Origin of the sequence: Pseudomonas crudilactis, from assembly GCF_013433315.1 — a bacterium.
In the GTDB taxonomy this organism is placed as follows: Bacteria; Pseudomonadota; Gammaproteobacteria; order Pseudomonadales; family Pseudomonadaceae; genus Aquipseudomonas; species Aquipseudomonas crudilactis.
Window position 1 is genome coordinate 266,742 of sequence record NZ_WXVV01000002.1, and the last position, 23,684, is coordinate 290,425.

Sequence of the window (23,684 nt, forward strand, 5' to 3'; positions counted from 1 at the left end):
CTCGCGAAGCTTTCAGGCTCTTGGTTTCACAGCGCCGCAATCCTGGCCGAGCCAAACCGCGCGCGTCTCCAGGCTGCCCTTCTGGTTGATCCCGATCGCATTGAACGTGCCGTTGGCCACGGTGGTGAACTCACGATCACTGAGGAACGTTGCCACCCCGGTGCCCTGCGCTTTCGGGCAACTGAAACGGAATTTCCACTGGTTGCCGGTACGCTCGGTGATCTGCTGTTTGCAGCCCGATTGCGGGTCGGCCAACGGAATATCGTTGGTCGCCACCTGTTCAGGTGTCAGGCAGGCACGAATGCCTTTTCCGCCAATATTGATCCCGTTCTTCTCCAGCGCCGCGCGCTGTTGCGGGGTCATCTGGCCTTGCAGCTGGCCGAGGATCGATTGCACATCCATCGGCTGATCATCGACCTTGACGTTGCTCGATGTCATTTCCCACAGCCCCGGCTGCAGCATCTGCGCCTGCGCAACCACCGGCAATGCCAAACCCAGGCCCAGCGCCAAACCCAGCAGACGAACGTTCATCGAAAAACTCCTGATCAGTAGTGGCCGTTAGACGTCGGCCGATTGCTTCGGTTCATGCACCAATTAAATAGCGACATTCGCGACAGAACATGGTCTGTTAAGCATTGAATCTTCCGGAGCAAGGCTGCCCCATGGATTATTTTGGACCGCACATTTTCGGTTATCTGATCGCCCTGATACACACCCTCGGCTTGATCGCCGCGATTCACGCGGTGCTCACCGTACGCACGGCTCAAGGCTCGATCGCTTGGGCATTGTCGCTGATATTCATTCCCTACCTCACGCTTATTCCGTACCTGGTGTTTGGCCGCAGCACTTTTGATGGTTACATCAAGGCGCGGCGTCAGGCCAACGAACAGATGCGTCAGGCGATCTCCGAACTGAACTGGCGCCCGTGGGTGGAAGAGGCACTGACCGCGCGCGCCTCGAATGCCTACGCCTCGTTACGCGCGATGCCCAAACTGGGACGTATGCCTTGTCTGGCGAACAACGAAGTGCAATTGCTGGTAAACGGCACGGCCACCTTCGAGGCGATTTTCCAGGCCATCGATCAGGCGAAAGAAGCGGTGCTGATCCAGTTTTTCATCATTCACGATGATCGACTCGGCCAGCGTCTGCGCGACCTGCTGCTGAAGAAAGCTGCCGAAGGTGTGGCGATTCATCTGCTTTACGACCGCATCGGCAGCCACGCCCTGCCCCACAGCTATGTGCAGCTGCTGCGCGATGCTGGCGTCGAGGTGAAAGCCTTCGCCACACGCAGCGGCTGGCTCAATCGCTTTCAGGTCAACTTCCGTAACCACCGCAAGATCGTCGTGGTCGACGGCGTAGTCGGCTTTGTCGGCGGGCATAACGTTGGCGATGAATACATGGGCGAAAAACCACCGCTGGCACCTTGGCGCGATACCCATGTGAAAGTACGTGGCCCGGTGGTCGCATGCATGCAGGAGTCGTTTGCCGAAGACTGGTTCTGGGCTGCGCGTACCCTGCCGCCGCTGATCCTGCCCGATGAATACCCGGATGACGGCGTGCTCTGCCAATTGCTCGCCAGCGGCCCGGCGGATGCCTATGAAACCTGCTCGCTGTTCTTCGTCGAAGCGATCCACGCGGCGACCGAACGGGTGTGGATCACCAGCCCGTATTTCATCCCCGATGAAGCGGTATTTGCAGCGTTGAGATTGGCGGTGTTGCGCGGCGTCGATGTGCGTCTGCTACTGCCGTCGCGTCCCGATCACCGCATCGTTTACGCCGCTTCCAGCCTCTATGCATTCGAAGCAGTGCGCGCCGGTGTGCGGGTGTTCCGCTACGAACCCGGTTTCCTGCATCAGAAAGTGGTGTTGATCGACAGCGAAATCAGCGCCATTGGCAGTGCCAATCTGGACAACCGTTCGTTCCGGCTGAATTTCGAAGTGATGCTGCTGACCGTCGACAGTGACTTTGCCGCCAGTGTGGAAAACATGCTCATCGCGGATTTCGAGCAAGCCTACGAAATCGCCAAAGAAGAAAGCCGGGAGATCCACCGCCTGCAACAAGTCGGCATGCGGATCGCCCGGCTGATTTCGCCGATTCTTTGAAACCCTCCCCCCAAAGGAAGAGAGAAAAGGCTCAAGGGTTGTAGATGTCGTCACGGGTCCATGGCAGTTCATGGCTGCCATCCGGATGCGCCTTCACCGCGAGGATCTGGTGCAAATTGATCCAGCCGCGCGCAAACGCATAAGCGCAGCCAGCCAGGTACAGACGCCAGATGCGCAGCGCCTGATCCGGCACCAGTTTGCCGGCAGCTTCCAGATTGTCCTCCAGCCGCTCGCTCCAGTGATCCAGCGTACGCGCGTAGTGCAGGCGCAGACTTTCTACGTCGACAATCTCCAGACCGGCTTCGCTGATCTCGGCCGAGATCATCGCCAGGTGCGGCAACTCACCGTTGGGAAACACGTACTTCTCGATAAAGTCCCCGGCACCGCGTCCCACCGGTCGGCCATCGGTGTGTTTGGCGGTGATGCCGTGATTCATCACCAGACCGCCCTCCTTCACCGCGCCGAACAGGGTTTTGCAGTACTCGGGCAGATTGGCGTGGCCAACGTGTTCGAACATGCCGACGCTGACCACCTTGTCGAAACGCCCGTCCTGGGGCAGATCTCGATAGTCGAGCAGTTGCAGTTCGATCTGGTCTTCCAGACCTTCGGCCTTGACCCGTTCGCGTGCCAGTTCAAGCTGTTCCTTGCTCAACGTGATACCAAACACCTTGGCGCCGAATTCCCGCGCGGCATACCGCGCCAGTCCACCCCAGCCGCAACCGACATCCAGCAGGTAGTCGCCTGGCTGCAAACGCAGCTTGCGGCATAAGTGGCGGAATTTGGCTTGTTGCGCCTGCTCAAGGGTTTCGCTGCCCGTTTCGAAATACGCGCAGGAATACGCCATGTCGCTGTCCAGCCAGAGCTGGTAGAACGCGTTGGACAAGTCGTAGTGGTAGGAAATGGCTTTGGCGTCGGTTTCCTTGTCGTGCAGGGTGCGCACTGGCTGACTGTCGTCATCTTCGCCGAGCAAAGCGTTGCTCAATTCGTCGCAGACCCGGATGACCTCGCTGATCGAGCCCTCCAGTTCCAGTTTGCCTTCAACGAATGCCGCTCCGAGCGCATCAAGGCTTGGGTGGGTGAACTGGGTGACCATCTGCGGGTCCTTGACCACGATGGTGACGCTGGGCGTCGGCCCCAGATTGAACTCATGGCCGTCCCAGAGTCGCAGGCGAAGCGGAAGCTGCAGATTCTGTAAGGCCGGTGGAAGTTGCGCGAGCATGGAAAATCCCCCTTGTTTCAGACGTCTGATCTGAGGGTAGACCATCCCGGAAAAATAGCAGGCTATCGATTTGATTAGCCTGATCTATCGTTGCAGACGCTCCAGCAAACCTTCCTGAATCCACTGTTTCAGCCAGGTAACGGCTTGAAGTGGCGCGCCCTCACCATAATTGACTGCTAACTCGGCGCACAGTTCGGCGAAACTCCAGCCTTCGTTGAGCATGCCATCGAGGGCAAAGGCTTGCGCCGGATCGAGGCTGCGGTAACTGCAGATCAGCTGGTTGCGCCAGATCAGGCAGATCTGTGGGATGTCGAGCGCCATGCTGTCGGGGAACTCTGATTCTTCCTTTACCGCGCGCCACACTGAAAGACTATTGAAGCGGCATTCCAGCCACTGCAAGGACGACACCGGTCTGACCCGCAGCTCCGGCCATTCCTCCGGAACAAGAGCGGCCATGGCTTCAATCGTCAGCGGCTCACCAAAAGGTGCATCGAAAGCCAGGGTGAATGCCCATTCGAGCGCAATCAGCTCAGCCAGCGGCGCACTCTGCTCCGGCACCAGATGCTCGCGAACAAAACCTTCAAAGCCTTTGCCCAGCCAGCGCAGGCTGTAATGCGCTGACGGATACTGACGGATGTACGCCATGCCGAGGGCGTCGAATTCTTCATCGCCCATCCAGTACAGGACCGTGGGGAAGTCATTGCGCAAGACTTCCAGCAACCGCGCTTTGTAAGCGTTGTGATAGATCGCCAGGCCCGTATCGACATCCAGTGTCGGACCACCGATCAGGCTCCTGCCCAGAGTCGGATTTGCGCCGGGGTCTTCTTCGAGCAGAAACGATTCGAATGCCAGTTGCCACTCTTTCAGGCGCATTGCTGCCTCCCGGCCAGAACCTTGTTACCCAGCTGACGGGCCTTTTGCAGTTCATCGAGCAATTCATCGAAAGGTGGAAAATGATCGTCACGCTCCAGCAATGTGGCCACCGGACCGAAATGTTCAAGCGTGCGTTGATAGAGCGCCCAGACCGGGTCGCTCACCGGATGGTCGTGGGTGTCGATCACGTAATCGCCGTAATCACTGTGCCCCGCCAGATGCAATTGGCGGACTTTGTCGACGGGCAGGCTGCTGATGAACGTCCATGGATCGAAGCCGTGATTACGTGAGCTGACGTAGACATTGTTGACGTCGAGTAGCAATTCGCAGCCACTCACGCGGCTAAGCAAAGCGAGAAATTCCCACTCAGTGAAATCATCCGAGGCGCCGCGTACATAACTGGAGACGTTCTCCAGCACCAACGGACGCTGCAAAATATCCTGAACCTGCATTACCCGAGCGGCGATGTAATCCAGGCTTTCTTCGGTGTAAGGCAGCGGCAGCAGGTCATGTAACTGATGGGCATTGCCACGACTCCAGCACAAATGGTCGGAGATCCATGCCGGTTTTACTCGTTCGGTCAGTTGTTTGAGCTGGTTGAGATAGTCCGGATCGAGGGCATGCGGCCCGCCGATAGACAGAGATACACCGTGCATCACCAACGGATAACGCTCGGCGATGGCATCGAGGTAATGCAGGGCCTTGCCGCCCGGCACCATGAAATTTTCCGAGACCACTTCGAACCAGTCGACATCTGGCGACTGCTCAAGGATCTGCTGGTAATAAGCGCTACGCAAACCCAGGCCGTAGCCCAGGAAAGGAATGGAAGCAGACATGCGCGGACTCCTGATAAAAAGTGGCCGCAGTGGCGCCAACCACTGCGGCAACACTTGCCGGTCAGTTATTCGCCGACCTTGCCACCGGCTTTATCGCAAGCCGACTGGGTCATGGCTTTGAAGCCCTGGCCTTTGCAGGAGCCCATGCCTTTGCAGGCGTGGTCTTTGGTCTTGCAGTCGTTCTGGCCTTTGCAGGCGTTCACGCCGTAGCAGTGAACGTTGGCATCGGCAGCCATCGCGTTGGTGGCAACACCGGCAAACATCGTGGCGGCAGCCAAAGCGAGAGCGGCACCAGCAGCAGCGGATTTGATCGTCATTTTTCTTATCCTCGGTCATCGTCAGGGGTGTCGGCTGGAAGGTTTGTTCAGTCCCGACATAGCACTAGAGAGAGCCGCCCCGACGGCGTTACAGCGGATCGAAAAATAATTTCAGAGGTCTTCCTTGAGCTTCAGTAGCGGCTCTTGAAAGCGCAGTAACCGCCCGGCGTTGCCCAATACCAGCAAGGTGCTGAGGTTATGCAGCAGCGCGGCGATCATCGCCCCGGCGGCACCCAGCCAGCCGAATGCAGCGAACACGACGATGGCCAGCGTCCAGCCCAGACCGATGATGACGTTGACCTGCAATGTTCGGCGGCACTGGCGGCTGAGGCGCACGCAGGTGCCGAGTCGGCGCAGGTCGCTGCCGATCAAGACGATGTCGGCCGAGGCCAGCGCTATGTCTGCACCACCGGCGCCCATTGCCACACCGACCACACCGGCCTTGAGCGCGAGAGAATCATTAATGCCGTCACCGACCACCATCGGCCGGAAACCATTGTCGATTTCCTTGAGCACGCGATTGAGTTTGTCCTCGGGCAAGGCCTGAGCTTCGACCTCATGCAAACCGACCTCTTTGGCCAGCGACTCAGCCACGCTTTGTCGATCGCCCGTGAGCAACAGTTGCCGTCCAAGACCCAGCTCACGCAACTCACTGAGGGCAAATCGGGCTTCCGGTTTGACGCTATCAGCGAGCAACAGCCAGGCGAGGAATTCACCGTTCAGCGCCAGACCGGCGATGGGGCCGTCATGATCGGGAACCTTGGTCGTGGCAATGCCCAGTTGCGCGAACAATTCTGGCCGACCGAGCGCCGCTTCGCCCTGCCCGGTCATGGCAACGACACCGAGCCCCTGGCGCTCGTGAATATCACTCAGCGTTAGGTATTGATCCTGACTGAGCAACCCTGCGAGTGCTCGACTGACTGGATGACTACTCGCCGCGCCGAGACTGGCGGCAAGCACCATGACCGCAGACGACTCTGCCTGCGGGCTGTTGATCGACTGCAAACGCAAGGTGCCGTAGGTCAGCGTCCCGGTCTTGTCGACGACCAGCGATGTCAGGTCCGCCAGTTCTTCGAGGAACGCCGAACTGCGAATCAAAATCCCGTGACGCGCAGCCACCGCGACACCGGCAATCGCCGTCGCCGGAGCGGACAACACCAGCGCGCACGGACACGCCGCCACCAACACCGCGAGCATGGCCTGCGCATCGTTGGTGATAAACCAGGTCACCGCTGCCAGCAACAACACCAGCACCATGTAGCTGCCGGCGTAACGTTCGAGCAACCGGGTGATCGGTGGCTTCGAACGCTCGGCGTTCTGCATCAGTGCGATGACTTTGCCGAGGGTCGACTCATCGCCGGTACGGGTAACTTCGATGCGCAACAAACCGTCGAGGTTGATCGCACCGCCGAAGACCGTCATGCCGGCACCTGCCTCGACCGGCACCGATTCACCGGTAATTGAAGCGGTATCGAGACTGGCCTGACCGGACAACACTCGACCATCGGCGGGAATACGATCACCGGCGCGCACTTCAACAGTGTCGCCTGCTTTCAACCTGCCGTTGTCCACTTCGATGATCGAGCCGTCAGCCTGAACCTTACGCGCATGGCTGCGCGTCAGTTGGCCAAGAGCATGGATCGCCTCCTGCGAGCCGATGACGCTGCGCTCCTCCAGGACATGACCGAAGATCATGATGATCGGCAGCAATGCCGCCGTCAGCAGATCGCCAGTCGCCCACGCACCGAGCATGGCCAAGGCAATCAGCTGATCGGTGATTCCGTGCAGGCTCGGATAACGCAGGCTGTACCACGCCGAACGCATCACCGGCACAGCGACCAACAAAGAAGCAACACCCAACAGCAACTGGCTGACCCCGGTTTGCTCCGGGACCAGCCAACGCCAGATCAAACCCAGACCCAGGAGACCCAACGCAAGCATAGCCAAAGTTAGCTGGCGAGCAGCGCGGCGTTGTTCGGCCGAGGACAACAGGCTCGGTGCAGCGGTCGTCGCAGTCATTTACTGGCTCCCTGAATGATCAGGCGGGAATCGTCTTTCGGATCGACCGTGGTCACTGATCCGGCCTGACCGAGAATCTTCGGCATGCGTTCGCGGTAAAGGCGCAGGAGCATTTGCGGGTCAGTGCTCTTGGCCAGGCTCGACACCGTGGCAGTATCGGCAGAGGCTTTAGCCAAGCGCTCACCGGCCTGTGCGTGAGCGACTTGCAGCGTGCGGTCGGCTTGTTCATTGGCGGTCTGGGTGAGTTTCTCGGCGTCGGTGCGCGCATTGGCCACTGCTTTGTCGGCTTGCTGACTGGCCGTCAAAACCGCATTGAAAGCACTGACCGCAGGATCGGGCAGACTCGATTGCACATCGACCCGCGCCACTTCAATCCCGATGCCCTGCCCGCTCGCCTTCAACTCGGCCAAGCGTTTGTTGATGCCCTGCACCAAGTCACCACGGAGCCTTTCACGACGCTCGGCAGCCTGATTGTCAGCACCGATCAATTCCGGGCGAGCGACCAGAATGGTGTCCAGATCCCTGGCGGCCGTCAGCGCCACCGCGCTGCGAGTGACCAATCGATCGAGCGCCGGCAGCACATGATCGGCCTGCAACACGAAGTCATAGGGGTCGGTGACTTTGTAGAAGACCCGCACATCCAGCTGCACGACGCCGGCATCACCGGTCAATAAATAACCAGACCCCGCCAGGGCATCGCTGAGTGGTGTGGCAAAGGAAGCGATGCGATCAGCCTTGAGTGCCTCATCGCTGCGCAACAGGTTTTCCACCCGCCGCTCGATCACCCGATCCGCAGCTGGCAACAAAACCACCTGTTCGAACGGCTGTGGCCAAGCCAACAACAGCCCCGCGTTCTGCACGCGATCCAGAGCACCAAAGTGCAAAACCACAGCACGATTCTGCGGGTCTATCTGCCGCACATTGGAAAATGCCCAAGCCAATGCGGCCAACACTGTCACCGCATACAGGGCGAGAAATGCCAAACGACCGGCCTCAATCCACGGACTGTTTAGCGAATGTGTTCCACGTGGAACTTCTTCACTCATGGCTGCGATCCGGATTTGCTGTCGAGTGTTGGCGGGCCGTCGACCAGCACGCGGAATGGCGCCGCGTCAGTGCGCAAGATCAGTTTGGTGTCCGGGGTAACAATGGTGCCAAGGGTGTCCAGCGAGCGCAGCAAGTTGTAGAGCTGCGGTGAACTGGCGTAGGCGCGGCCATAAATCTGCGCCGCTTCGACGCGGGACTGCGCTTCGATTTCAGCCGCTTTTACCGTCGCATCAGCCTGCACAATTCGCGCATCGCGCTCGGCAGCGGAACGGATTTGCGCAGCTTCACGTTTGCCGATAGCCGTACGCTCGGTAGCGATTGTTTCACGCTCGGCACGCATACGATCGACCGTGGCGGTGAGCGTCACCGACGGCAAGGTCAAACGCTCGATACCGACTTGTACGACACGCACGCCATACGTCGCGAGCAATTGCTGATCAATCTGCTGACGCAGCTGCGCTTCGAATTCAGCGATGTGCACCTGACTGGCATCGGTGTTGACCAAATTGGCCAGATCGAAGCTGCTGGCCGTGGTTTCCAGCGCCGAGCCGACGAAAGTGCGGATCTGCCGCGCGGCTTCGTCCGGCTGGTTCTGTACCGCGCGCATGAAACGCTGCACATTGTCTGGATCACCCTGCACCTGCCACGCCACGTAGGCCTGCACGATGATGCGTAAACCGTCGCGAGTGCCGACATCCTGCAAGCCGCTGGAGGTGGTGCGCAAACGCAAATCCACCGGAATCGCCGCCTCGAATGGCGCCGGCCAGCGCCAACTCAAACCCGGATCAAGCAACACCCGCGACGGGTTACCAAAACGCGTGATGACCGTGGCTTCGCCCGATCGTACCTGCACCAGGCTCGCTGCTGCGACGGCGAACGCCACCAGCAACACTGCCCAACCCATGCGTCGCCACGGGAAAGGGCCACCCTCCTCCGGCGCACCGTGGTGATGATGCCCATGATGATGGTGATGCCCGCCGTGGCCATGATCGTGGCCGCTGTGATCATGCGGTTCGTGAGTATGCGACTGGCTCAATGGGCGACTCCTGGTTGAGCGGTGATGCGCGCGGGCGTCGGGTCAGCCGGCAGCGTGAAGGTCCGCAGATCGATGGTCGGCGCATTGCTGCTGCCACCGAGACGATGGTCGAGTACCAGCAATTTGGCTTTGCTCAGGCCTTGGCCGAGCTGACCGAGATATTGCTCGAGCACGAAAGCCTGACCGGCACTGGCGTAGGCTTTTTGCTCAGCCGTGAATTTCAGATCCGCCGCCTGCGCGGTGGCGCCGGTTTCGCGGGCATTGGCGCTGGCCTGATCGCGAGCAAGGCTGGCCTGCAATTGCGCCTGATTGCTCGCCTCGGCCGCCGCGCCACGCTCACGGGAAATCAACGCTTGCGCGCCGATCTGCGCGGCTTGCACGCTGTGATAGGCATTGGCGGCACCGGCCGGCGGGTGGATGGCTTCGACCACCGTGGCGAGAATTTCCACGCCACTGTTGAGTTGTTGCAGATCACTTTGCACCGCGCGACCGATCTCCTCGCCCAACCCGACCCGGTCTTCACCGAGTAAACCGTCGAGCGTGCGCGAGGCAAAGTCGTGCACCAGAATCCGGCTCGCCGTGCTGCGAATCAGCGTCGACACATCGGCGCTGTTATAGGTTGCGGCCAGCGCGGCCTGATCGGTCAAGCCAATGCGATAGACGAACCGCACGTCCATGTTGACGATCTGAAAGCTCTGCTGAGCGCCACGGCTGCTGGCAATGACTTGCGACTTGTCGTTGACGTGGCTGGCGTCCCACAAACGGTTGGCTGTGATCGGCGCCGGGCCTTCGGCGGGATCGGCCTGCAGCAGTGCCGGGGTTTCGCCAACGCTGGTGGCCAATTCGTGCACCACGCCGTTTTCGACGATTAATACTCGGCCCAATGGCCACGGCAAACCTGTGTGCAATCCCGGGCCGAACACCTGCACCGGTTCGCCGAAACGCTCATAAATGCCGCGACCCTGTAGTGGGATTTCATGGATACCGGTGAGCAACCAGCCGACCGCTGCGACGAGCGCCAGCACCGGCAGAAACGCTCGGCGCATGTAACTGAACGCCCAGATCTGACGCAGATCGATGCCAAAGCGGTTGTGCAATTCGTGCTGCAACGCGAGTAAAGGCTGGGGTGGCCAACGCAGCATATCGGCGACAAAACTGCGCGCCAGCAACGTTGGCTCAAGCTGTTCGTGACGAGGGCTGAAGACTGAAAGAACGGCGCGCAATAGCCACTCGATCGCGACCAATCCCGGCAAGATACCCATCAGTACAGAAACGCGAACTGGCCAAATGACATTCTCGCCAGCGAACAACAAACACAGCGCGCCGAGCACCAGGCTGATGATCGACACGCGCGTCAATTGCGCCAATGAACCTGCTTCCGGCCATTGCGCGGGATTCTCCTGAGCCAGTTGTCGCTCCAGCACCAACAAGCCGAACGCGAGCAGCAATGCCAACGCCGCGCCCACCGTGGCGGACAATCCAACGGCTGCGGCGGGCAATGCGAGGTTCCACACCTGTTCGATACTCAGCGCCACCAACAACGCCCAGCCGCCTAACCACAGCGTCGCTGCACCGATCTGGCCAAGCATATGCAAACCACGCTGACTGAGGCGATCCAGCAACCGTTCGTACCAACCTCCAGGCGCAGAGAACTCCTCATCGGCGTTCGGCGCCAGCACAACAGGATTCATCACCCGCGCGCGCCATTGCGTCACCCACCACGCTGATTGCAGCCCGGCGACCAACACCAGCAGCGCCGCGCTCAAATTAACCAGCAGCGGCAGCCACAATGACTGCGGGGCAAACAGCCCGACAAAAAACGCCAGCACCCACCCTGCCCCGGCCAATGCGCCGAAACTGAATGCCCAGCGGCGCAGACGCCGGCCCTGCGCGGCCGCCTGCTGAAAGCGCGGCAGTCCGGTCACGTGCGTGCCATCCACTTCCAGATCAACTTGCATATCACCCCAAATTCATTAGCCCACACCGCATATCGTTACGATATAACGAAAAGCGTGAAATATTCGTACACAATTGCGCCCATTCAAAGACGCCCAACCTGTCGCTTGCCTGAAGCCTTGACCGAAAAGCCTCGAAACGCACATATTACGTTCGTAATTTTTATTCAGAACTACTTTTAGCGATCCGCATCCATCCAACAGGAGCAAGCGCATGAGCAACTATGACGTAGTGATTCTGGGCGGCGGCCCCGGCGGTTATAACGCGGCGATCCGCGCGGGGCAGCTGGGCCTCAAGGCCGCTTGCGTGGAAGGTCGCGCGACGCTCGGCGGCACCTGCCTGAACGTCGGTTGCATGCCGTCCAAAGCCCTGTTGCATGCCTCGGAGCTGTACGACGCGGCGATGGGCGCGGAATTCGCCAACCTCGGTATAGAGGTCAAACCGACCCTGAACCTCGCGCAAATGATGAAGCAGAAAGACGAGAGCGTGGCCGGCCTGACCAAAGGCATCGAGTTTCTCTTTCGCAAGAACAAGGTCGACTGGATCAAGGGCTGGGGCCACATCGACGGCCCGGGCAAGGTCACGGTGACCGACGATCAGGTCGGCAAAGTCGAACTGACCGCGAAGGACATCATCATCGCCACCGGTTCCGAGCCCACTCCCCTGCCCGGCGTCGAGATCGACAACAAACGCATCCTCGACTCGACCGGTGCACTGTCGCTCAGTGAAGTGCCCAAGCATCTGGTGGTGATCGGCGCCGGGGTTATCGGCCTGGAGCTGGGCTCAGTGTGGCGGCGGCTCGGCGCGCAGGTCACCGTGGTCGAATACCTCGACCGCATCTGCCCGGGCGTCGATGGCGAGGCCGGCAAAACCCTGCAACGCTCACTGAGCAAACAAGGCATCGCGTTCAAGTTGAGTTCGAAAGTCACCAGCGCCACGTCTTCCGCAAGCGGTGTGCAACTCAGCGTTGAGCCGGCCGCTGGCGGCACTGCCGAGTTGCTTGAAGCCGATTACGTGCTGGTCGCTATCGGTCGTCGCCCGTACACCCAGGGCCTCGGTCTGGAAAACGTCGGCCTGAGTACCGACAAACGCGGCATGCTCGCCAACAAACAGCACCGCACCGAAGCCGCCGGGGTCTGGGTGATCGGCGACGTCACGTCCGGGCCGATGCTCGCGCACAAGGCTGAAGACGAAGCGATGGCCTGCGTCGAGCAGATCCATGGCAAGGCTGGCGAGGTCAATTACGACCTGATCCCCAACGTGATCTACACCCGACCGGAACTGGCCAGCGTCGGCAAGACTGAAGAACAGCTCAAGGCTGAAGGCCGTGCCTACAAGGTCGGCAAGTTTCCGTTCACAGCCAACAGCCGGGCGAAGATCAACCATGAGACCGAGGGGTTCGCCAAAGTCCTCGCTGATGAGCGCACCGATGAAGTCCTCGGCGTGCACCTGGTCGGCCCGAGCGTGAGTGAAATGATTGGCGAGTTTTGTGTGGCGATGGAGTTCAGTGCGTCGGCGGAAGACATTGCGTTGACGTGTCACCCTCATCCGACCCGGTCGGAAGCGTTGCGCCAGGCGGCGATGAATGTCGAGGGGATGGCGACGCAGATGTAGGCTTCTGAAATCTTTATTGACCGGACTGCCGCTTTCGCGAGCAAGCTCGCTCCCACATTCGACCGTGATACGCCTGAAAGAGCGCGGTCACTGTGGGAGCGAGCTTGCTCGCGAAGGATGCGACTCGGTCTATAGCGGAAGATGTCCGAGAGGCAACGCCCCCGGCGTCTTCACCGTATGAATCGCAAAGTTGCTGCGAATGTCACTCACCCCCGGCAGCTTCAGCAGGCAGCCGCTGAGAAAACGGTCATACGCACGCAGATCCGGCACTACCACTTGCAGCAAAAAGTCCGACTCTCCCGACACCAGAAACGCGGAAATCACTTCCGGCAGCGCCGTCACCGCAGCATAAAACGCCTCGGCCTGTGCATCGTTGTGGCGCTCGACCTTGACCCCGACAAACACCGTCAGCCCCAGCCCGACTTCATCGCGATCGAGATTGGCCTGATAACCGCGAATCACCCCAGCCTCTTCGAGCATCCGTACCCGGCGCAGGCACGGCGAGGCTGACAAGCCGATTTCATCCGCCAGCTCGACATTGCTCAGCCGCCCGTTACGTTGCAGGGCCGCGAGAATCTTGCGATCGAAGGCATCGAGTTTCATGTTTGGCAGATTCCGATAGTCATGACATGAAAAACCAGCAGGTTATGCCAATTAAAGGTGTTTTTAAAGCTGACTACGCAAGCACCTGCCCCGGCCTTTGGCCCTAGACTTGGCGCACGAATCGACAACGAAAGGGCTGCAACATGGCGAGTCTCTGGCTGTTTTTCCTGGCACTGGCGGTAGTCTTTCTATTGCCCGGCCCGGACATGATCCTGCTGCTGCAAACCGGCGCTCGGCAGGGACGCGGCGCGGCACTGGCCACCGCTGTCGGTCTGGGCGTCGCCCGTGGTTGTCACGTCGCCCTGGCGGCGTTGGGGCTGGCGGCACTGTTCAAAGCGGCGCCGTGGACGTTCGAGGTGGTGCGATTGGCGGGGGCGGCGTATCTGCTGTGGATCGGCATTCAATGCCTGCGCAGCACCCTGCTGCCGAACCTGAATGCGGGTGAGGCTGGTGAGGCGCATGGGCAATGGCGCGCAGCGATCCGCCGCGGTTTGCTGACCAACCTGCTCAACCCCAAAGCGCTGCTGTTCTGTTCGGTGTTGCTACCGCAATTCATCGTCAATGACGGCGCACCAGTGCTGAGTCAATTCGCCGTGCTCGGCATGCTGCTGGTCGGCGTCGGCCTGCTGTTCGACAGCGCTTACGCGCTGACCGGCGCCGCGCTGGGTCGTTGGCTGCAACACAGTCCAACGGCCCAACGCGTACAACAATGGCTGTTCGGCAGCCTGCTGATCGGTTTCGCCGTGCGCCTGACGTTCGTCCAGCAGGCTTAGCCTTTGCGGACCTTGCGCTGGCGACGGCTGATGAACAGCAACGCAGCGCTCGCGATCAGCACAACCGCGCCGATCTGCACCGGCCACTTGTACGGCCGCAGCGACGAGCGCACAGCATCGGTTACCTGAGTGACGTAACGCTTGTCGGCGTTTTCGAAATCCGGGTACGGGCACTGATTGCCGAAGTCCACCGCCCACGGTACGAACGGGCCTTCCTTGATGTAGCGCTGATACAGCGCGCTCTGATCTTCCAGGCTGCTGTTCCAGCCAGCGGCGTTGCACAGCACAGCGGCAAACGCCTGACTGGTGTGCGGCAGGTTGTCAGCGGCGCGCCCGGCCAGTTCGGTGGCGACGAAACGGTAGTGATAGCGCTGATCCGGCTTCGCTTCACTGGCGACCTGCCGTTGCACTTCGGCCTCGCTCACCAGCGGACCGACTTTCAACTCAACACTTTCCAGGCTGTAGTTGCCACCGAACGTGGCGTAGTCAGGCGCCATCTCGTAACCGAGAATATCCATGCCCCACTCGCGAGCCGTCCACGCCGCGTTGTACAGCGCACTCGCACGTTTGGTCGGCCACCACGCAGCATCGGCCTTAAGCCGTTGTTCGCCGTAGAGGCGAGCCTTGTTTTGCAGGTCGGGATTGTCGAAGTAAGCGACCGCGTCGGCGTAATGCCCTTCACGCAGCAAGCGCCGACCAAGCAGATTGCGCAGGCTGGCGGCGACCGGCAGCGGCACGTAGTTATCGCGCTGCTGTTGAGTCAGCGCGGGCGGAGCCGGGACGTTATCGTCGATGTATTTTTTCAGCTCATCGACCGTCAGCACGCGCTCGGCCACGCTCGCGGCATCGAACCAATAGACACTGTTGCTGCGATACAACTGCACGAAAGCCTGAAGATACTCGCCACGTTGCAACGCGAGAATCGCGCTTTCACCCTCGACCCGGCACTTCGGCTGAACAGTTTCAAACGCCCAGTCCGGCGTACGCCGATAACCCCAGTCTTCGCTCTGCGGGAAGGCCTGCGCGGCTTTCGAATAGGCGGCGGCCGCGGCATTTTTATCGCCGTCACGCAACGCCAGTTTCGCCCGTAGCCACCACGCCAAGCCGCCGTCGCCGGCATTTTCAAGAAACGCTTTGGCGCCAGCGTAATCGCCCTGTTGGTAACTCATCGCCGCCAGACGATCAGCATTGTCGAGACTGCCGCGGGTACTGTTCTGCAGCAGCTTCACCAGTTTTTTCTCGTTCGGCGGCTCATCGCCAAACGACCAGCCTTGACGGCTCACCAGCGAGGCCGTGACCAGTTGCTGCACCGCTTTGTGCTGCAGCAACTCGGCCAGTTCGGCCTCCGGCAACTCCGCCAGTTCATTCATCAATTGCTTGAGCGAGGTGTAACCCACGGCCGAGCCGTGCAGGTTCTGCGCTTCATACAATTCGATGGCGCCGCTCCAGTCGCCCGCCGCGCGCAATGCCCGCGCCTCTTCACCGAGGCTGGCAACGCCCAGCTCCAGCGGATCGCTGAAACCGTCGATGCTCATCTGCCGGGCCTGACGGAACGCAGCCAGCGATTGCTCCAGCGCTTCGATCGCATCCCCACCCTCGCTGCTCATGGCAAACCATGTGCGGCCCAGCGAGTAGGCAGCCCAGGTACTGCGCAACGGACGCTGCTCCGCCGGCAACGCCAGCAGCTTGTCGAAATAGGCGACGGCGAGTTGATGATCGCCCGTGGCAAACGCCACCGCGCCGGCCACGTACAAACGGATTTCCGCCGGCAGACTGGCGCCTTGCACCTCGACCTGACGCGCATCGGTCAGGCCGCGCAGTAGTTTGACCAAGGCTTGCTGCTCGGCGCTCAAACCAGCCTGCTCGGCTTTCTCCCGAGCCTCGGTGGCCGCGTTTTCATCGCCGTACAGGTCGTTCGGATTGTGCGTTGCAGCGGTGACGTTCTTCAGCCCGGCGATGGCTTTGCCGAGGCGACTGAGTTCGAAGTTGAAGTTGCCCTCAGGCAGATCCGCGAGGGTCTGCCCACGATTGTCGAGCAGGCGCATGGGGAAATCCGGCCCACAGGCCAACGCCGAACCCAGCGGCAGGCAGAAGCTCAGGCAGAGCAGATGGCGGGGCCAGTTACGGGTCAACATGCGAACCTCCTTGATCAATATTGGCGCAGCGCGCCCAACCGATGGCGCGTTGTCCACCCGCCGGCAAGCGGCCGTCGCGCAGGCGGGTGAAGGTAAGCAGATCCGGGCTTTGTTGCAACGAGTAACCGGCGAGCGCATCGGCGCCTTCGCAGCTTTGTGCCTTCAGCGTGATCCGCGCTGGCCAGGCACTGTCGAGGTTGCCGGGATTGTCGAGTTTGATGTCGTAGAGACCGTTGTGTTCACTGAACGCCACATCGAGCTGACTATCAAGTTGATCGCCACGGGCGACCGCGCGCAGGGTGGTCAGGCTCCAGGCACGGCGGTCATTGGCCAGCGGCAGGCGAAACCAGATCAGGCCGGCCAGATGCGCCGGCGGGGCTTCGCGCAAGGCCTTGCCGAGTTGGCTCAGTTGCAACGGATCAGCCAGCAACTCGCGGCGCTCACCACCCCGTTCAAGTTGCACCTCGCTCTCCACCACCGGCGCCCCGCCGTCATCGGGCAACAGCGCGACACCGTAGGCCGGCAGCGCCAGATAGAACGGTTTTTCAGTGATGCGCGCCCAGGCTTTGGCCCACGTCAAAGCTTGATCAGGATCGAACAAACCCCGGCGTGGATCGCTGACGGCGTGGACTTGCAGCACGCTGCTGTCGACGGTTTGCAGAAGCGCGGGCAATTGCGCGCTGTCGAGCCAGGCTGGCAGTGCCGTGATGCTCAGCGGCAGGGACGCCGGCAATGCCGAGCGCAAGTGTTTGAGGAATTCAGCGTAGGCCGGCAAACGCGCATTACCCGCGTCATGATCGATCTCGACACCGCTCAGCGTCAGACCTTGCGCCTGCCAATCGGCAAGCGTCAGCAGAATCTGCGCGGTGACCTGATCCTGATCCAGCGACCTGAGCTGGCCGTCGAGACGAATCACCGCAATCAACGGACGGCCATCGGCTTTCAATAAGTGCGCATCGATCCGCGACCGGTTCCAACCGGCATTGGGAAAGGCTTGCAGTGCGAGGACGCGTAACGTCGAGAAATCCTGGCGACTGTCATGCAGCGCCGCCTCGTGGGCCGGCGTCCATTGGCGTTGCCAGATGTAGAGTTGTTGGTCGAGGGGTGGCGCGTCTTGCTGCTTGCAAGCAGAAAGCGCAATCAATGCAACCAGACCGACGAGAAACCGCATACCTTCCAACCCCCTGACACCACAAGGCTGCAAGGTTACACAAATCTCTGTGGGAGCGAGCCTGCTCGCGAGCAGGCTCGCTCCCACAGGGGAAAGTGTTCAGGGTTTACGGGCGATGATGACTTGGCTCTTCGCAACCACCGCGTCCAGCGCCTGTTTGATCTGCGCCCCGCGCGGTGAGTCCAGCACCGCTTGCCAGGTGTCGGCCCAATGATTGAGCAATGGATGATCCGGCTGGCTGAAATCCACCTTGGCCTCCCAGAACAGCAGCATCCACATCGACCAGTAAAATCCGTACTGGCTGTGACTGATGATTTCCAGACCCGCATCGCTGACCATAGCCTTGAACTGCTCTTCGCTGATGACCCGGATGTGATTGGGCTTCTGGAAATACTCCGGCGCAGCGATGTCTTTTTGCAGGTCTTCGGAACTCGGATGCGGCACGCTCAACAGATACAACGCCCCGGGCTGGCCGACACGTACCAGCTCGGCAAGGAATTGTGCCGGGTCGTCGACATGTTCGATGACCTCGGTGGAGACCACCCGGGTGGCGGTAGCGTCGGCAATCGGCAGCGGATTGCAGTCCGTCACGTGACATTCGATGTCCCGCGCCGGGGTGTCGCCCAATCGCTGGCGGGTGGCTTCGACCTTGGCGCCGTCGATATCGGCAATGATGATCTTCGCCCCGCGCATCCCGCAAAAATGTACGTTACCGCCATCCCCGCAGCCGACATCCAGCAGTATGTCTTCAGCCGTCACCGGGAAGCCTTTGAACAATTCGCCGGTTTCCTGGTTGAACCAGCCACTGAGCTTCGCATCGTAAAGGCCAAGCATGTAGGGATCAGTTTTGTCGACGGCTGTAACGTTGGCCGGTGCAACGGCCGGCGCAGGCGTCGCCACTGTGCGTTTCTTCAAAAAGCTCAGCATGAGGTGGCTCCAGAGGATGAGACGGCGGCTCGGGACGCGCCCAGGCGCGCTACCAGATCGGCACCCCGGTTGCGCATGGGCATTTCAATCAAGCGGTAATTGAGTTCACTGAGCAGAACGATCAGGCCCAAAGCAATGATCACGGTGACCATTGGATGTCCGGCCGGGCTCGGCAGGCCGGCGGCCTGCAAGCGGAAGATCAGTTCACGCACCAGCAGATAGGCCGGTATGTGGATCAGGTAGATGCCATAGGAACGACTGCCGATCCACGCCATCAAGCGTTGCAAACCACCGGCGGGCAACAAATAGTCGCGGTTGTACGAGGCGATCCACACCAGCAGCGCACTGAGTAGCGCAATCGAACCGATGCGGTAACTGGTCAGGGTAAAGCGATCGGTGGCCATGAAACTCATGAGCAACCCGACGACGACCAATACGGCACTGCCGGCCCATGGCAGACGCAGGAACGTCGGTTGCCAGCGCTGGTGGCCCGGTCGCGCACTCCACATCGCCAACAGCACGCCGAGGGCCAGTGCGTCTGTACGCACCACCATCAGCAACGGTGTGCGCAGGGTGAATATCTGCACCGCGACCAGCGCCAGCAAAGCCCACACCAGATGTTTGCGGCACAGCAGGATCAACAGCGGAAACAACAGGTAGAACTGCTCTTCCAGCGACAAACTCCAGTAGACGAAACTGCTGCCATATTCGTAGTGAAAAAAACTGTCGGCAAAACGGAAGTTGGCATATTGCAACACCCCGGCGAGCGTCGCCTGCAGGTTGGCATACAGCGAGCCGAACGCGCCTGAACGGTTGAAAAACACACATGCCAGCAGCATCAGCGCCAGCCACAGCCAGGCCGAGGGCAATAGCCGGAACGCTCGACGCAGCCAGAAATTGCGCGTCTGGTGCCAATATTCCAGCCGGGTTTCGCAACCTTGCAGCGCCGGAATCAGGCTACGGGCGATGACAAAACCGGAGATGGCAAAAAACAGATCGACGCCCCACCACGGCTGCGCCCATCCATGAATCTTTTCCAGCAATGGCACTGTGTCGTTGAACAGACTCCCCTGCAAGTGATGGAACAGCACGCCCAGCACCGCAATGGCACGCAGCACTTCGATGTCCATGATCCGCTTGCTGCTCATGGTGCATCTCCGACGTCCAGCGGTTTACGGGCGATGATCACTTGGCTCTTGGGCATGAAACGATCCAGTGTCTGCTTGATCGCAAGCCCGTCGGGGTGATCGAGCAAGTGCTGCCAGGTTCTGGCCCAGCTCTCCATCAAGGGCATGAACGGCTCTCGAATACGGTCTCGCACCGCACCTGCGGGATCGCGCCCTGCGGCACGCTCACCGGCCCAGAAGAAAATCATGCCCATCACCCAGAAAAAACCGCTGGCCTGGCGATGCTCGATCACCAGCCCCGCGTCCTCCACCAGCGCTGCGAAGCGCTCCGGGGTAAAAATCTGCACATGATTGGGCGACTGGTAATAACTCGCCGGGGCGATGCCCTTTTGCAGATGTTCGCCGGCCGGTGCCGGCACGCTGAGCAGGTATTGCGCACCCGGGCGGCCCATGCGCACCAGTTCGGCCATGAAGGGCTCAGGCTGGTCGATGTGCTCCAGCACCTCCATGCACACCACTTTGCTCGCGCAACCCTCGGCCAACGGCAACGGCAGGCTGTTACTGACCAGTCCCAGACTCGTCCGGCAGCTGTGTGCTTCGATCTGGCGCGCGAGGTCGTGCACCTTGTCGTACTCACTGTCGGTGAAGATCACCGAGGCGCCCTGACGCACGGCAAACAGTGTCGCTACGCCTTCGCCACAACCGACATCGAGCAACGTATCGTCGGCCGTGATTGCAAAACCCTTGAGCAACTCACCGCTGTCAGCCAGAAACCAGCCGTCAAGGACTGCATCGCGCAAACCGACATTGCGCGGCGACACCGTATCGGCCACCACCGGCTCCGCTACAGGCGTCGCCGGCGCCGGGCGAAAACGTGCGAGCAGGCGCCTGATCATGTGCCTGAGGCTGCCAGCGGTAATGTCCCGACGGCTTGCCAGGGCTGCTCGAAGAACGCTCGCAGACGCTGCTCGGCGCTGGCCTGGCTACAGAAGCGCTGCAGACTGCGCACCGCTTCGGCCGACATCGCGGCATACCGCGCTTCATCGGTTTTCGCCACCTCATAGCTGGCGCGATATCCCGCACACAACGAATCCCAGTTGGTCATGTAACGCATCGTGCGGTAAGCAGCTCGGGGATCATGGGGCCAGGCGGTCAGCTCTTCGGTGAAGTCGACGATGAACGCATTGTCGCTGTTCACGTAGTCAGCCATCGCGGTGTTCAGCGGTGCGATGGCCGGTTTGCCGCAAGACATGAACTCCATCAGCGGCAGGCACTGGCCTTCGCCGTAGGAACTGTTGACCACGTAACTGGTGGCTTGCACCAGCCGTTCGTAATCAGCATCCGCCAGATAACCGTGTATCAGCACGATCCGGCATCGATAGGACTGGTTCTTGTACAGGTGGTGCAGCATATCGGTCAGCGCATCGGTGATGTCGTGGTGCGTGAGTTTCAGCACCAGGGTCGCATCGGGTGTATCACGGAACGTGGTGCAGAACGCGCTGAGCATGTCCTGCCAGTTCTTGCGCCCGTCGTAAGGATTGAACACCGAGGTGTACACCACGCCTTCAAGCTTCAGCGAACAATCCTGCCCGGGCCCGGCAAAGGACATCGGCGTGCCTTCGCAACGCCCCGCAGGACCATAGGGACGCAAGTCCACCGTGCGACTGTCGATCAGCAACCCGTGCAGACTAAGGGTGAGAGGCTCGATCACCGGGCGCCGGTCCAGATGCTCGCCACGGGCGGCGAAGCGATCCCATACCGGTGCGGGGATCGCGCCGATCGGATAGTCAGGCCCCATCACGTCGCGCACGGTGTCTACCGTAAAGCTCGAATGCGTGATCGCCCGGCCACAGGCTTTGAGCACCACACGCCAGTCGTGGCGAGGTTCGCCCTGCCAGCTTTCAGTGGGCAGGGTGCTGAACTCCCAGGCAAACACCGGAATGGTCGGGCAGGCGTAATGAACAGGTGTGCGATGCGGCGGCGAGAACGACAGAAAGACACAATCCTCGCCGCGGCTCAAGCAGTCGAAATACAAGCGATCAACCAGCTCGTCAGGGTTGCTGACTTCGATGACCTGACCGAGTCGCTCCAGCACCGGGCGGAATTCCTTGAGAACAAAGTAATAGCTGTACTCGGGGCGTCCGAGGTTCTGCTGGATGTTGCTCTTGTTGGTTTCCGAATGAATGATGATCAGCATGAAGCCGCTCCGGTCTCGACCGCCAGCGAGGTGATCGCGCGATTGGCCTCAAGGCCGAAAAACGCCGCCACACGCTGCTGCAGCGGCGCGAATCCACAGTACTCACGCATGCGTTCATTGGCGGCAATGGCCATCGCCTGGTAAGCCTGCGGGTGGTTTTTGGCCATGGCGTAGCTGTCCTCATAGGCGGTTTTCAACGAGCCCCAGTCAGGGCGATGACGCAGGGTGCGGTAGAGGATCCGCACGTCCTCCGGCCAGATGGTCGGCTCGTGACTGGACTTGACGATGAAGCCGACATGTTCGTCGATGTAATCGCGCATTGCCGTGTGATCCGGCGCGATCACCGGCCGAGCGCACGACATGAACTCCATCAGCGGCAGGCACAAACCTTCGCAGCGTGACGCGTTGACGTAGAAACTGGCGGCGCCATACAGCCGGGCAAACTCCTCATCTTCCAGGTAGCCATGCAGGACCACCACCCGACAGGCAAAGGGGGATAGCTGCGAGAGCAAAGTGATGAGATGAACGTAGTAGCTCGACAGGTCGTTCTGGGTGATTTTCAGCACCAGTGTCGCGTCTTCGACATCACGCATGGCCCAACAGAACGCGGTGATCAGGTGGTGCCAGTTCTTGCGTCCGTCTTCGGGATTGAACACGCTGACGTATACCACGCCACTGACGTCGATCCGGGCGTTTTCACTGGTGTCCGGCAACAAGGCTTGCGGATGCTCAATCACCTCCAGCGCCTCATTCACGGCTGGAGCCGATGGCACTGGCTCGGACAACTCGGGGCGGTTCTCGCGACTGGCAGCCGGCAGCAAATCACTGACGGCTTCGCGATACCACAGCCGCAGGTTGTGCTTGAGCAAAAACAGCGCTCGATGCTGCGAAGGCGTCGCAACGGCTTTGTAGCCTTCGTACAAGTAATGCTTGGTGATGAACGCACGCCGACGCAAGGTCAGTGGCGGTGACGGTTCTGGCGTCGGCTCCGGTACTTCCTCGACAGGGCTCGGCGTCAGTGCTTCCTGTTCATTGAGTATCGGTGCGATCAAGCCATCAGCAGACAGTCCCAGCGCGCGGCTATCGATGATGCAGCCCTTGATCTGCAACGTCGTGCCGGGGTTTACCGGGACACTCGGGTAGTCTCGCCGTACCTGAGCGAAGCGTTCCCACAGCGGTGTGGGCAATACCAGTACGGGGAAATCTTCACCCAGGCTGCGACGTATCGCCTGCGCCGTGTGGGTCGACAACGTAATCACCCGGCCATGGCGCGCCAGTGTCTGGCTCCAGTCCTGGCGAACATCGTTGTCAGCGCATTCGGTTGGGATCGAATCATATTCCCAGGCGATTACGCACACCATCGGGCATTGCAGGCCGGTCGGGGTTTTATGTGGCGGCGCAAACGAAAGGAACAGACATTCCTGACCGTCCTGAAGCAACTGCAGATACAGCGGGTCAACTTCAGCGACCGACGCCACAACATGCACCTGGCCGAGGCTTTCCAGCACCGGGCGATACGCCTTGAGCACAAAGTAATAGCTGTATTCGGCACGCCCCAGGCTCTGGCTGATGGAGCGCTCATTGACGTCCGAGTAAAGAATGAAATTCATGGCATCCCACGATGAAGCAGCCGTCCCGGCAACCTCATGCTATGACGACCGGGCGCTGGATCAAGCCGACATCGCCGCTGCTTGTCCATCATCCTCAGGCACGTCTTCGTTCTTGTTTTAGT

At 60.4% G+C, this 23,684-nt stretch carries 20 protein-coding genes; 3 read left to right on the forward strand and 17 right to left on the reverse strand.

The window, feature by feature from the left end; all coding sequences use genetic code 11:
• Positions 1 to 12: 12 nt before the first annotated feature.
• On the reverse strand, positions 13 to 531 hold the full coding sequence (locus GTU76_RS03635) for a DUF3617 domain-containing protein (protein WP_007912033.1): 519 nt from the start codon (positions 529 to 531) through the stop codon (positions 13 to 15).
• A 131-nt stretch (positions 532 to 662) separates the two neighbouring features.
• On the opposite strand from GTU76_RS03635, the gene cls reads away from it, so the two are divergent.
• Complete coding sequence (cls, locus tag GTU76_RS03640; protein WP_180698086.1) at positions 663 to 2,102, forward strand: cardiolipin synthase; 1,440 nt, start codon at positions 663 to 665, stop codon at positions 2,100 to 2,102.
• 31 nt (positions 2,103 to 2,133) lie between these two features.
• Here cls and cfaB read toward each other — a convergent pair whose 3' ends face one another.
• The 8 genes from cfaB to hflK (GTU76_RS03680) form a co-directional block, all read right to left on the reverse strand.
• Positions 2,134 to 3,321, reverse strand: a complete 1,188-nt coding sequence (gene cfaB / locus GTU76_RS03645) for a C17 cyclopropane fatty acid synthase CfaB (RefSeq protein ID WP_175552725.1) — start codon at positions 3,319 to 3,321, stop codon at positions 2,134 to 2,136.
• 84 nt (positions 3,322 to 3,405) lie between these two features.
• Complete coding sequence (locus GTU76_RS03650; protein WP_175552726.1) at positions 3,406 to 4,194, reverse strand: HvfC/BufC N-terminal domain-containing protein; 789 nt, start codon at positions 4,192 to 4,194, stop codon at positions 3,406 to 3,408.
• On the reverse strand, positions 4,185 to 5,030 hold the full coding sequence (bufB, locus tag GTU76_RS03655) for an MNIO family bufferin maturase (RefSeq protein WP_180698087.1): 846 nt from the start codon (positions 5,028 to 5,030) through the stop codon (positions 4,185 to 4,187). The genes GTU76_RS03650 and bufB overlap by 10 nt, the downstream gene beginning before the upstream one ends.
• Positions 5,031 to 5,095: 65 nt before the next feature.
• Entirely contained in the window at positions 5,096 to 5,347 is a 252-nt protein-coding gene (gene bufA2, locus GTU76_RS03660; RefSeq protein ID WP_180698088.1) for a BufA2 family periplasmic bufferin-type metallophore, read from the reverse strand.
• 111 nt (positions 5,348 to 5,458) lie between these two features.
• A complete protein-coding gene (locus GTU76_RS03665) occupies positions 5,459 to 7,366 on the reverse strand; it encodes a cation-translocating P-type ATPase (protein ID WP_175552728.1) in 1,908 nt (635 codons plus the stop codon).
• Positions 7,363 to 8,412: a protease modulator HflK gene (gene hflK, locus GTU76_RS03670; RefSeq protein ID WP_175552729.1), complete on the reverse strand. Its 1,050-nt coding sequence runs from the start codon at positions 8,410 to 8,412 to the stop codon at positions 7,363 to 7,365. The genes GTU76_RS03665 and hflK (GTU76_RS03670) overlap by 4 nt, the downstream gene beginning before the upstream one ends.
• On the reverse strand, positions 8,409 to 9,449 hold the full coding sequence (hflC, locus tag GTU76_RS03675) for a protease modulator HflC (RefSeq protein ID WP_016984038.1): 1,041 nt from the start codon (positions 9,447 to 9,449) through the stop codon (positions 8,409 to 8,411). The genes hflK (GTU76_RS03670) and hflC overlap by 4 nt, the downstream gene beginning before the upstream one ends.
• Complete coding sequence (gene hflK / locus GTU76_RS03680; RefSeq protein WP_180698089.1) at positions 9,446 to 11,407, reverse strand: protease modulator HflK; 1,962 nt, start codon at positions 11,405 to 11,407, stop codon at positions 9,446 to 9,448. Before hflK (GTU76_RS03680) ends, hflC begins: the two co-directional genes overlap by 4 nt.
• A gap of 211 nt (positions 11,408 to 11,618) precedes the next feature.
• On the opposite strand from hflK (GTU76_RS03680), the gene lpdA reads away from it, so the two are divergent.
• Complete coding sequence (gene lpdA, locus GTU76_RS03685) at positions 11,619 to 13,019, forward strand: dihydrolipoyl dehydrogenase (RefSeq protein ID WP_180698090.1); 1,401 nt, start codon at positions 11,619 to 11,621, stop codon at positions 13,017 to 13,019.
• Positions 13,020 to 13,148: 129 nt separating this feature from the next.
• Here the strand turns inward: lpdA and GTU76_RS03690 are convergent, their stop codons facing one another.
• Positions 13,149 to 13,622 carry an Lrp/AsnC family transcriptional regulator gene (locus GTU76_RS03690; RefSeq protein ID WP_016984041.1) on the reverse strand — a complete coding sequence of 158 codons (474 nt, stop codon included), beginning with the start codon at positions 13,620 to 13,622 and terminating at the stop codon, positions 13,149 to 13,151.
• Between the two features lie 143 nt (positions 13,623 to 13,765).
• Here GTU76_RS03690 and GTU76_RS03695 point away from each other — a divergent pair, with 143 nt between their 5' ends.
• Positions 13,766 to 14,395, forward strand: a complete 630-nt coding sequence (locus GTU76_RS03695; protein WP_180698091.1) for a LysE family translocator — start codon at positions 13,766 to 13,768, stop codon at positions 14,393 to 14,395.
• Here the strand turns inward: GTU76_RS03695 and GTU76_RS03700 are convergent.
• From GTU76_RS03700 to GTU76_RS03730, 7 genes are all read right to left on the reverse strand, one after another.
• Entirely contained in the window at positions 14,392 to 16,530 is a 2,139-nt protein-coding gene (locus GTU76_RS03700; RefSeq protein ID WP_180698092.1) for a hypothetical protein, read from the reverse strand. The two genes, GTU76_RS03695 and GTU76_RS03700, sit on opposite strands and share 4 nt — an antisense overlap.
• On the reverse strand, positions 16,517 to 17,701 hold the full coding sequence (locus GTU76_RS03705; RefSeq protein ID WP_180698093.1) for a DUF3142 domain-containing protein: 1,185 nt from the start codon (positions 17,699 to 17,701) through the stop codon (positions 16,517 to 16,519). Before GTU76_RS03705 ends, GTU76_RS03700 begins: the two co-directional genes overlap by 14 nt.
• A 99-nt stretch (positions 17,702 to 17,800) precedes the next feature.
• A complete protein-coding gene (locus GTU76_RS03710) occupies positions 17,801 to 18,628 on the reverse strand; it encodes a class I SAM-dependent methyltransferase (RefSeq protein WP_016984044.1) in 828 nt (275 codons plus the stop codon).
• Positions 18,622 to 19,776, reverse strand: coding sequence for an acyltransferase family protein (locus tag GTU76_RS03715; RefSeq protein ID WP_180698094.1), 1,155 nt, complete (start codon positions 19,774 to 19,776; stop codon positions 18,622 to 18,624). The genes GTU76_RS03710 and GTU76_RS03715 overlap by 7 nt, the downstream gene beginning before the upstream one ends.
• Positions 19,773 to 20,651, reverse strand: a complete 879-nt coding sequence (locus GTU76_RS03720; protein ID WP_016984046.1) for a class I SAM-dependent methyltransferase — start codon at positions 20,649 to 20,651, stop codon at positions 19,773 to 19,775. The genes GTU76_RS03715 and GTU76_RS03720 overlap by 4 nt, the downstream gene beginning before the upstream one ends.
• Positions 20,648 to 21,952, reverse strand: a complete 1,305-nt coding sequence (locus GTU76_RS03725; RefSeq protein ID WP_175552737.1) for a glycosyltransferase — start codon at positions 21,950 to 21,952, stop codon at positions 20,648 to 20,650. The genes GTU76_RS03720 and GTU76_RS03725 overlap by 4 nt, the downstream gene beginning before the upstream one ends.
• Positions 21,946 to 23,562 (reverse strand): glycosyltransferase, encoded by a 1,617-nt coding sequence (locus GTU76_RS03730; RefSeq protein WP_180698095.1) that lies wholly within the window; start codon positions 23,560 to 23,562, stop codon positions 21,946 to 21,948. The genes GTU76_RS03725 and GTU76_RS03730 overlap by 7 nt, the downstream gene beginning before the upstream one ends.
• Between the last annotated feature and the right edge of the window lie 122 nt (positions 23,563 to 23,684).

What these genes read in the sequence shown, in the direction of transcription:
- hflK (WP_180698089.1), bottom strand. Translation starts at nt 11,407, where the DNA reads ATGCAAGTTGATCTGGAAGTGGATGGCACGCACGTGACCGGACTGCCG.
- bufA2 (WP_180698088.1), bottom strand. Translation starts at nt 5,347, where the DNA reads ATGACGATCAAATCCGCTGCTGCTGGTGCCGCTCTCGCTTTGGCTGCC.
- bufB (WP_180698087.1), bottom strand. Translation starts at nt 5,030, where the DNA reads ATGTCTGCTTCCATTCCTTTCCTGGGCTACGGCCTGGGTTTGCGTAGC.
- GTU76_RS03715 (WP_180698094.1), bottom strand. Translation starts at nt 19,776, where the DNA reads ATGAGCAGCAAGCGGATCATGGACATCGAAGTGCTGCGTGCCATTGCG.
- cls (WP_180698086.1), top strand. Translation starts at nt 663, where the DNA reads ATGGATTATTTTGGACCGCACATTTTCGGTTATCTGATCGCCCTGATA.
- GTU76_RS03695 (WP_180698091.1), top strand. Translation starts at nt 13,766, where the DNA reads ATGGCGAGTCTCTGGCTGTTTTTCCTGGCACTGGCGGTAGTCTTTCTA.
- GTU76_RS03635 (WP_007912033.1), bottom strand. Translation starts at nt 531, where the DNA reads ATGAACGTTCGTCTGCTGGGTTTGGCGCTGGGCCTGGGTTTGGCATTG.
- GTU76_RS03690 (WP_016984041.1), bottom strand. Translation starts at nt 13,622, where the DNA reads ATGAAACTCGATGCCTTCGATCGCAAGATTCTCGCGGCCCTGCAACGT.
- GTU76_RS03725 (WP_175552737.1), bottom strand. Translation starts at nt 21,952, where the DNA reads ATGCTGATCATCATTCATTCGGAAACCAACAAGAGCAACATCCAGCAG.
- cfaB (WP_175552725.1), bottom strand. Translation starts at nt 3,321, where the DNA reads ATGCTCGCGCAACTTCCACCGGCCTTACAGAATCTGCAGCTTCCGCTT.
- GTU76_RS03730 (WP_180698095.1), bottom strand. Translation starts at nt 23,562, where the DNA reads ATGAATTTCATTCTTTACTCGGACGTCAATGAGCGCTCCATCAGCCAG.
- GTU76_RS03720 (WP_016984046.1), bottom strand. Translation starts at nt 20,651, where the DNA reads ATGATCAGGCGCCTGCTCGCACGTTTTCGCCCGGCGCCGGCGACGCCT.
- lpdA (WP_180698090.1), top strand. Translation starts at nt 11,619, where the DNA reads ATGAGCAACTATGACGTAGTGATTCTGGGCGGCGGCCCCGGCGGTTAT.
- GTU76_RS03650 (WP_175552726.1), bottom strand. Translation starts at nt 4,194, where the DNA reads ATGCGCCTGAAAGAGTGGCAACTGGCATTCGAATCGTTTCTGCTCGAA.
- GTU76_RS03705 (WP_180698093.1), bottom strand. Translation starts at nt 17,701, where the DNA reads ATGCGGTTTCTCGTCGGTCTGGTTGCATTGATTGCGCTTTCTGCTTGC.
- hflK (WP_175552729.1), bottom strand. Translation starts at nt 8,412, where the DNA reads ATGAGTGAAGAAGTTCCACGTGGAACACATTCGCTAAACAGTCCGTGG.
- GTU76_RS03700 (WP_180698092.1), bottom strand. Translation starts at nt 16,530, where the DNA reads ATGTTGACCCGTAACTGGCCCCGCCATCTGCTCTGCCTGAGCTTCTGC.
- GTU76_RS03710 (WP_016984044.1), bottom strand. Translation starts at nt 18,628, where the DNA reads ATGCTGAGCTTTTTGAAGAAACGCACAGTGGCGACGCCTGCGCCGGCC.
- GTU76_RS03665 (WP_175552728.1), bottom strand. Translation starts at nt 7,366, where the DNA reads ATGACTGCGACGACCGCTGCACCGAGCCTGTTGTCCTCGGCCGAACAA.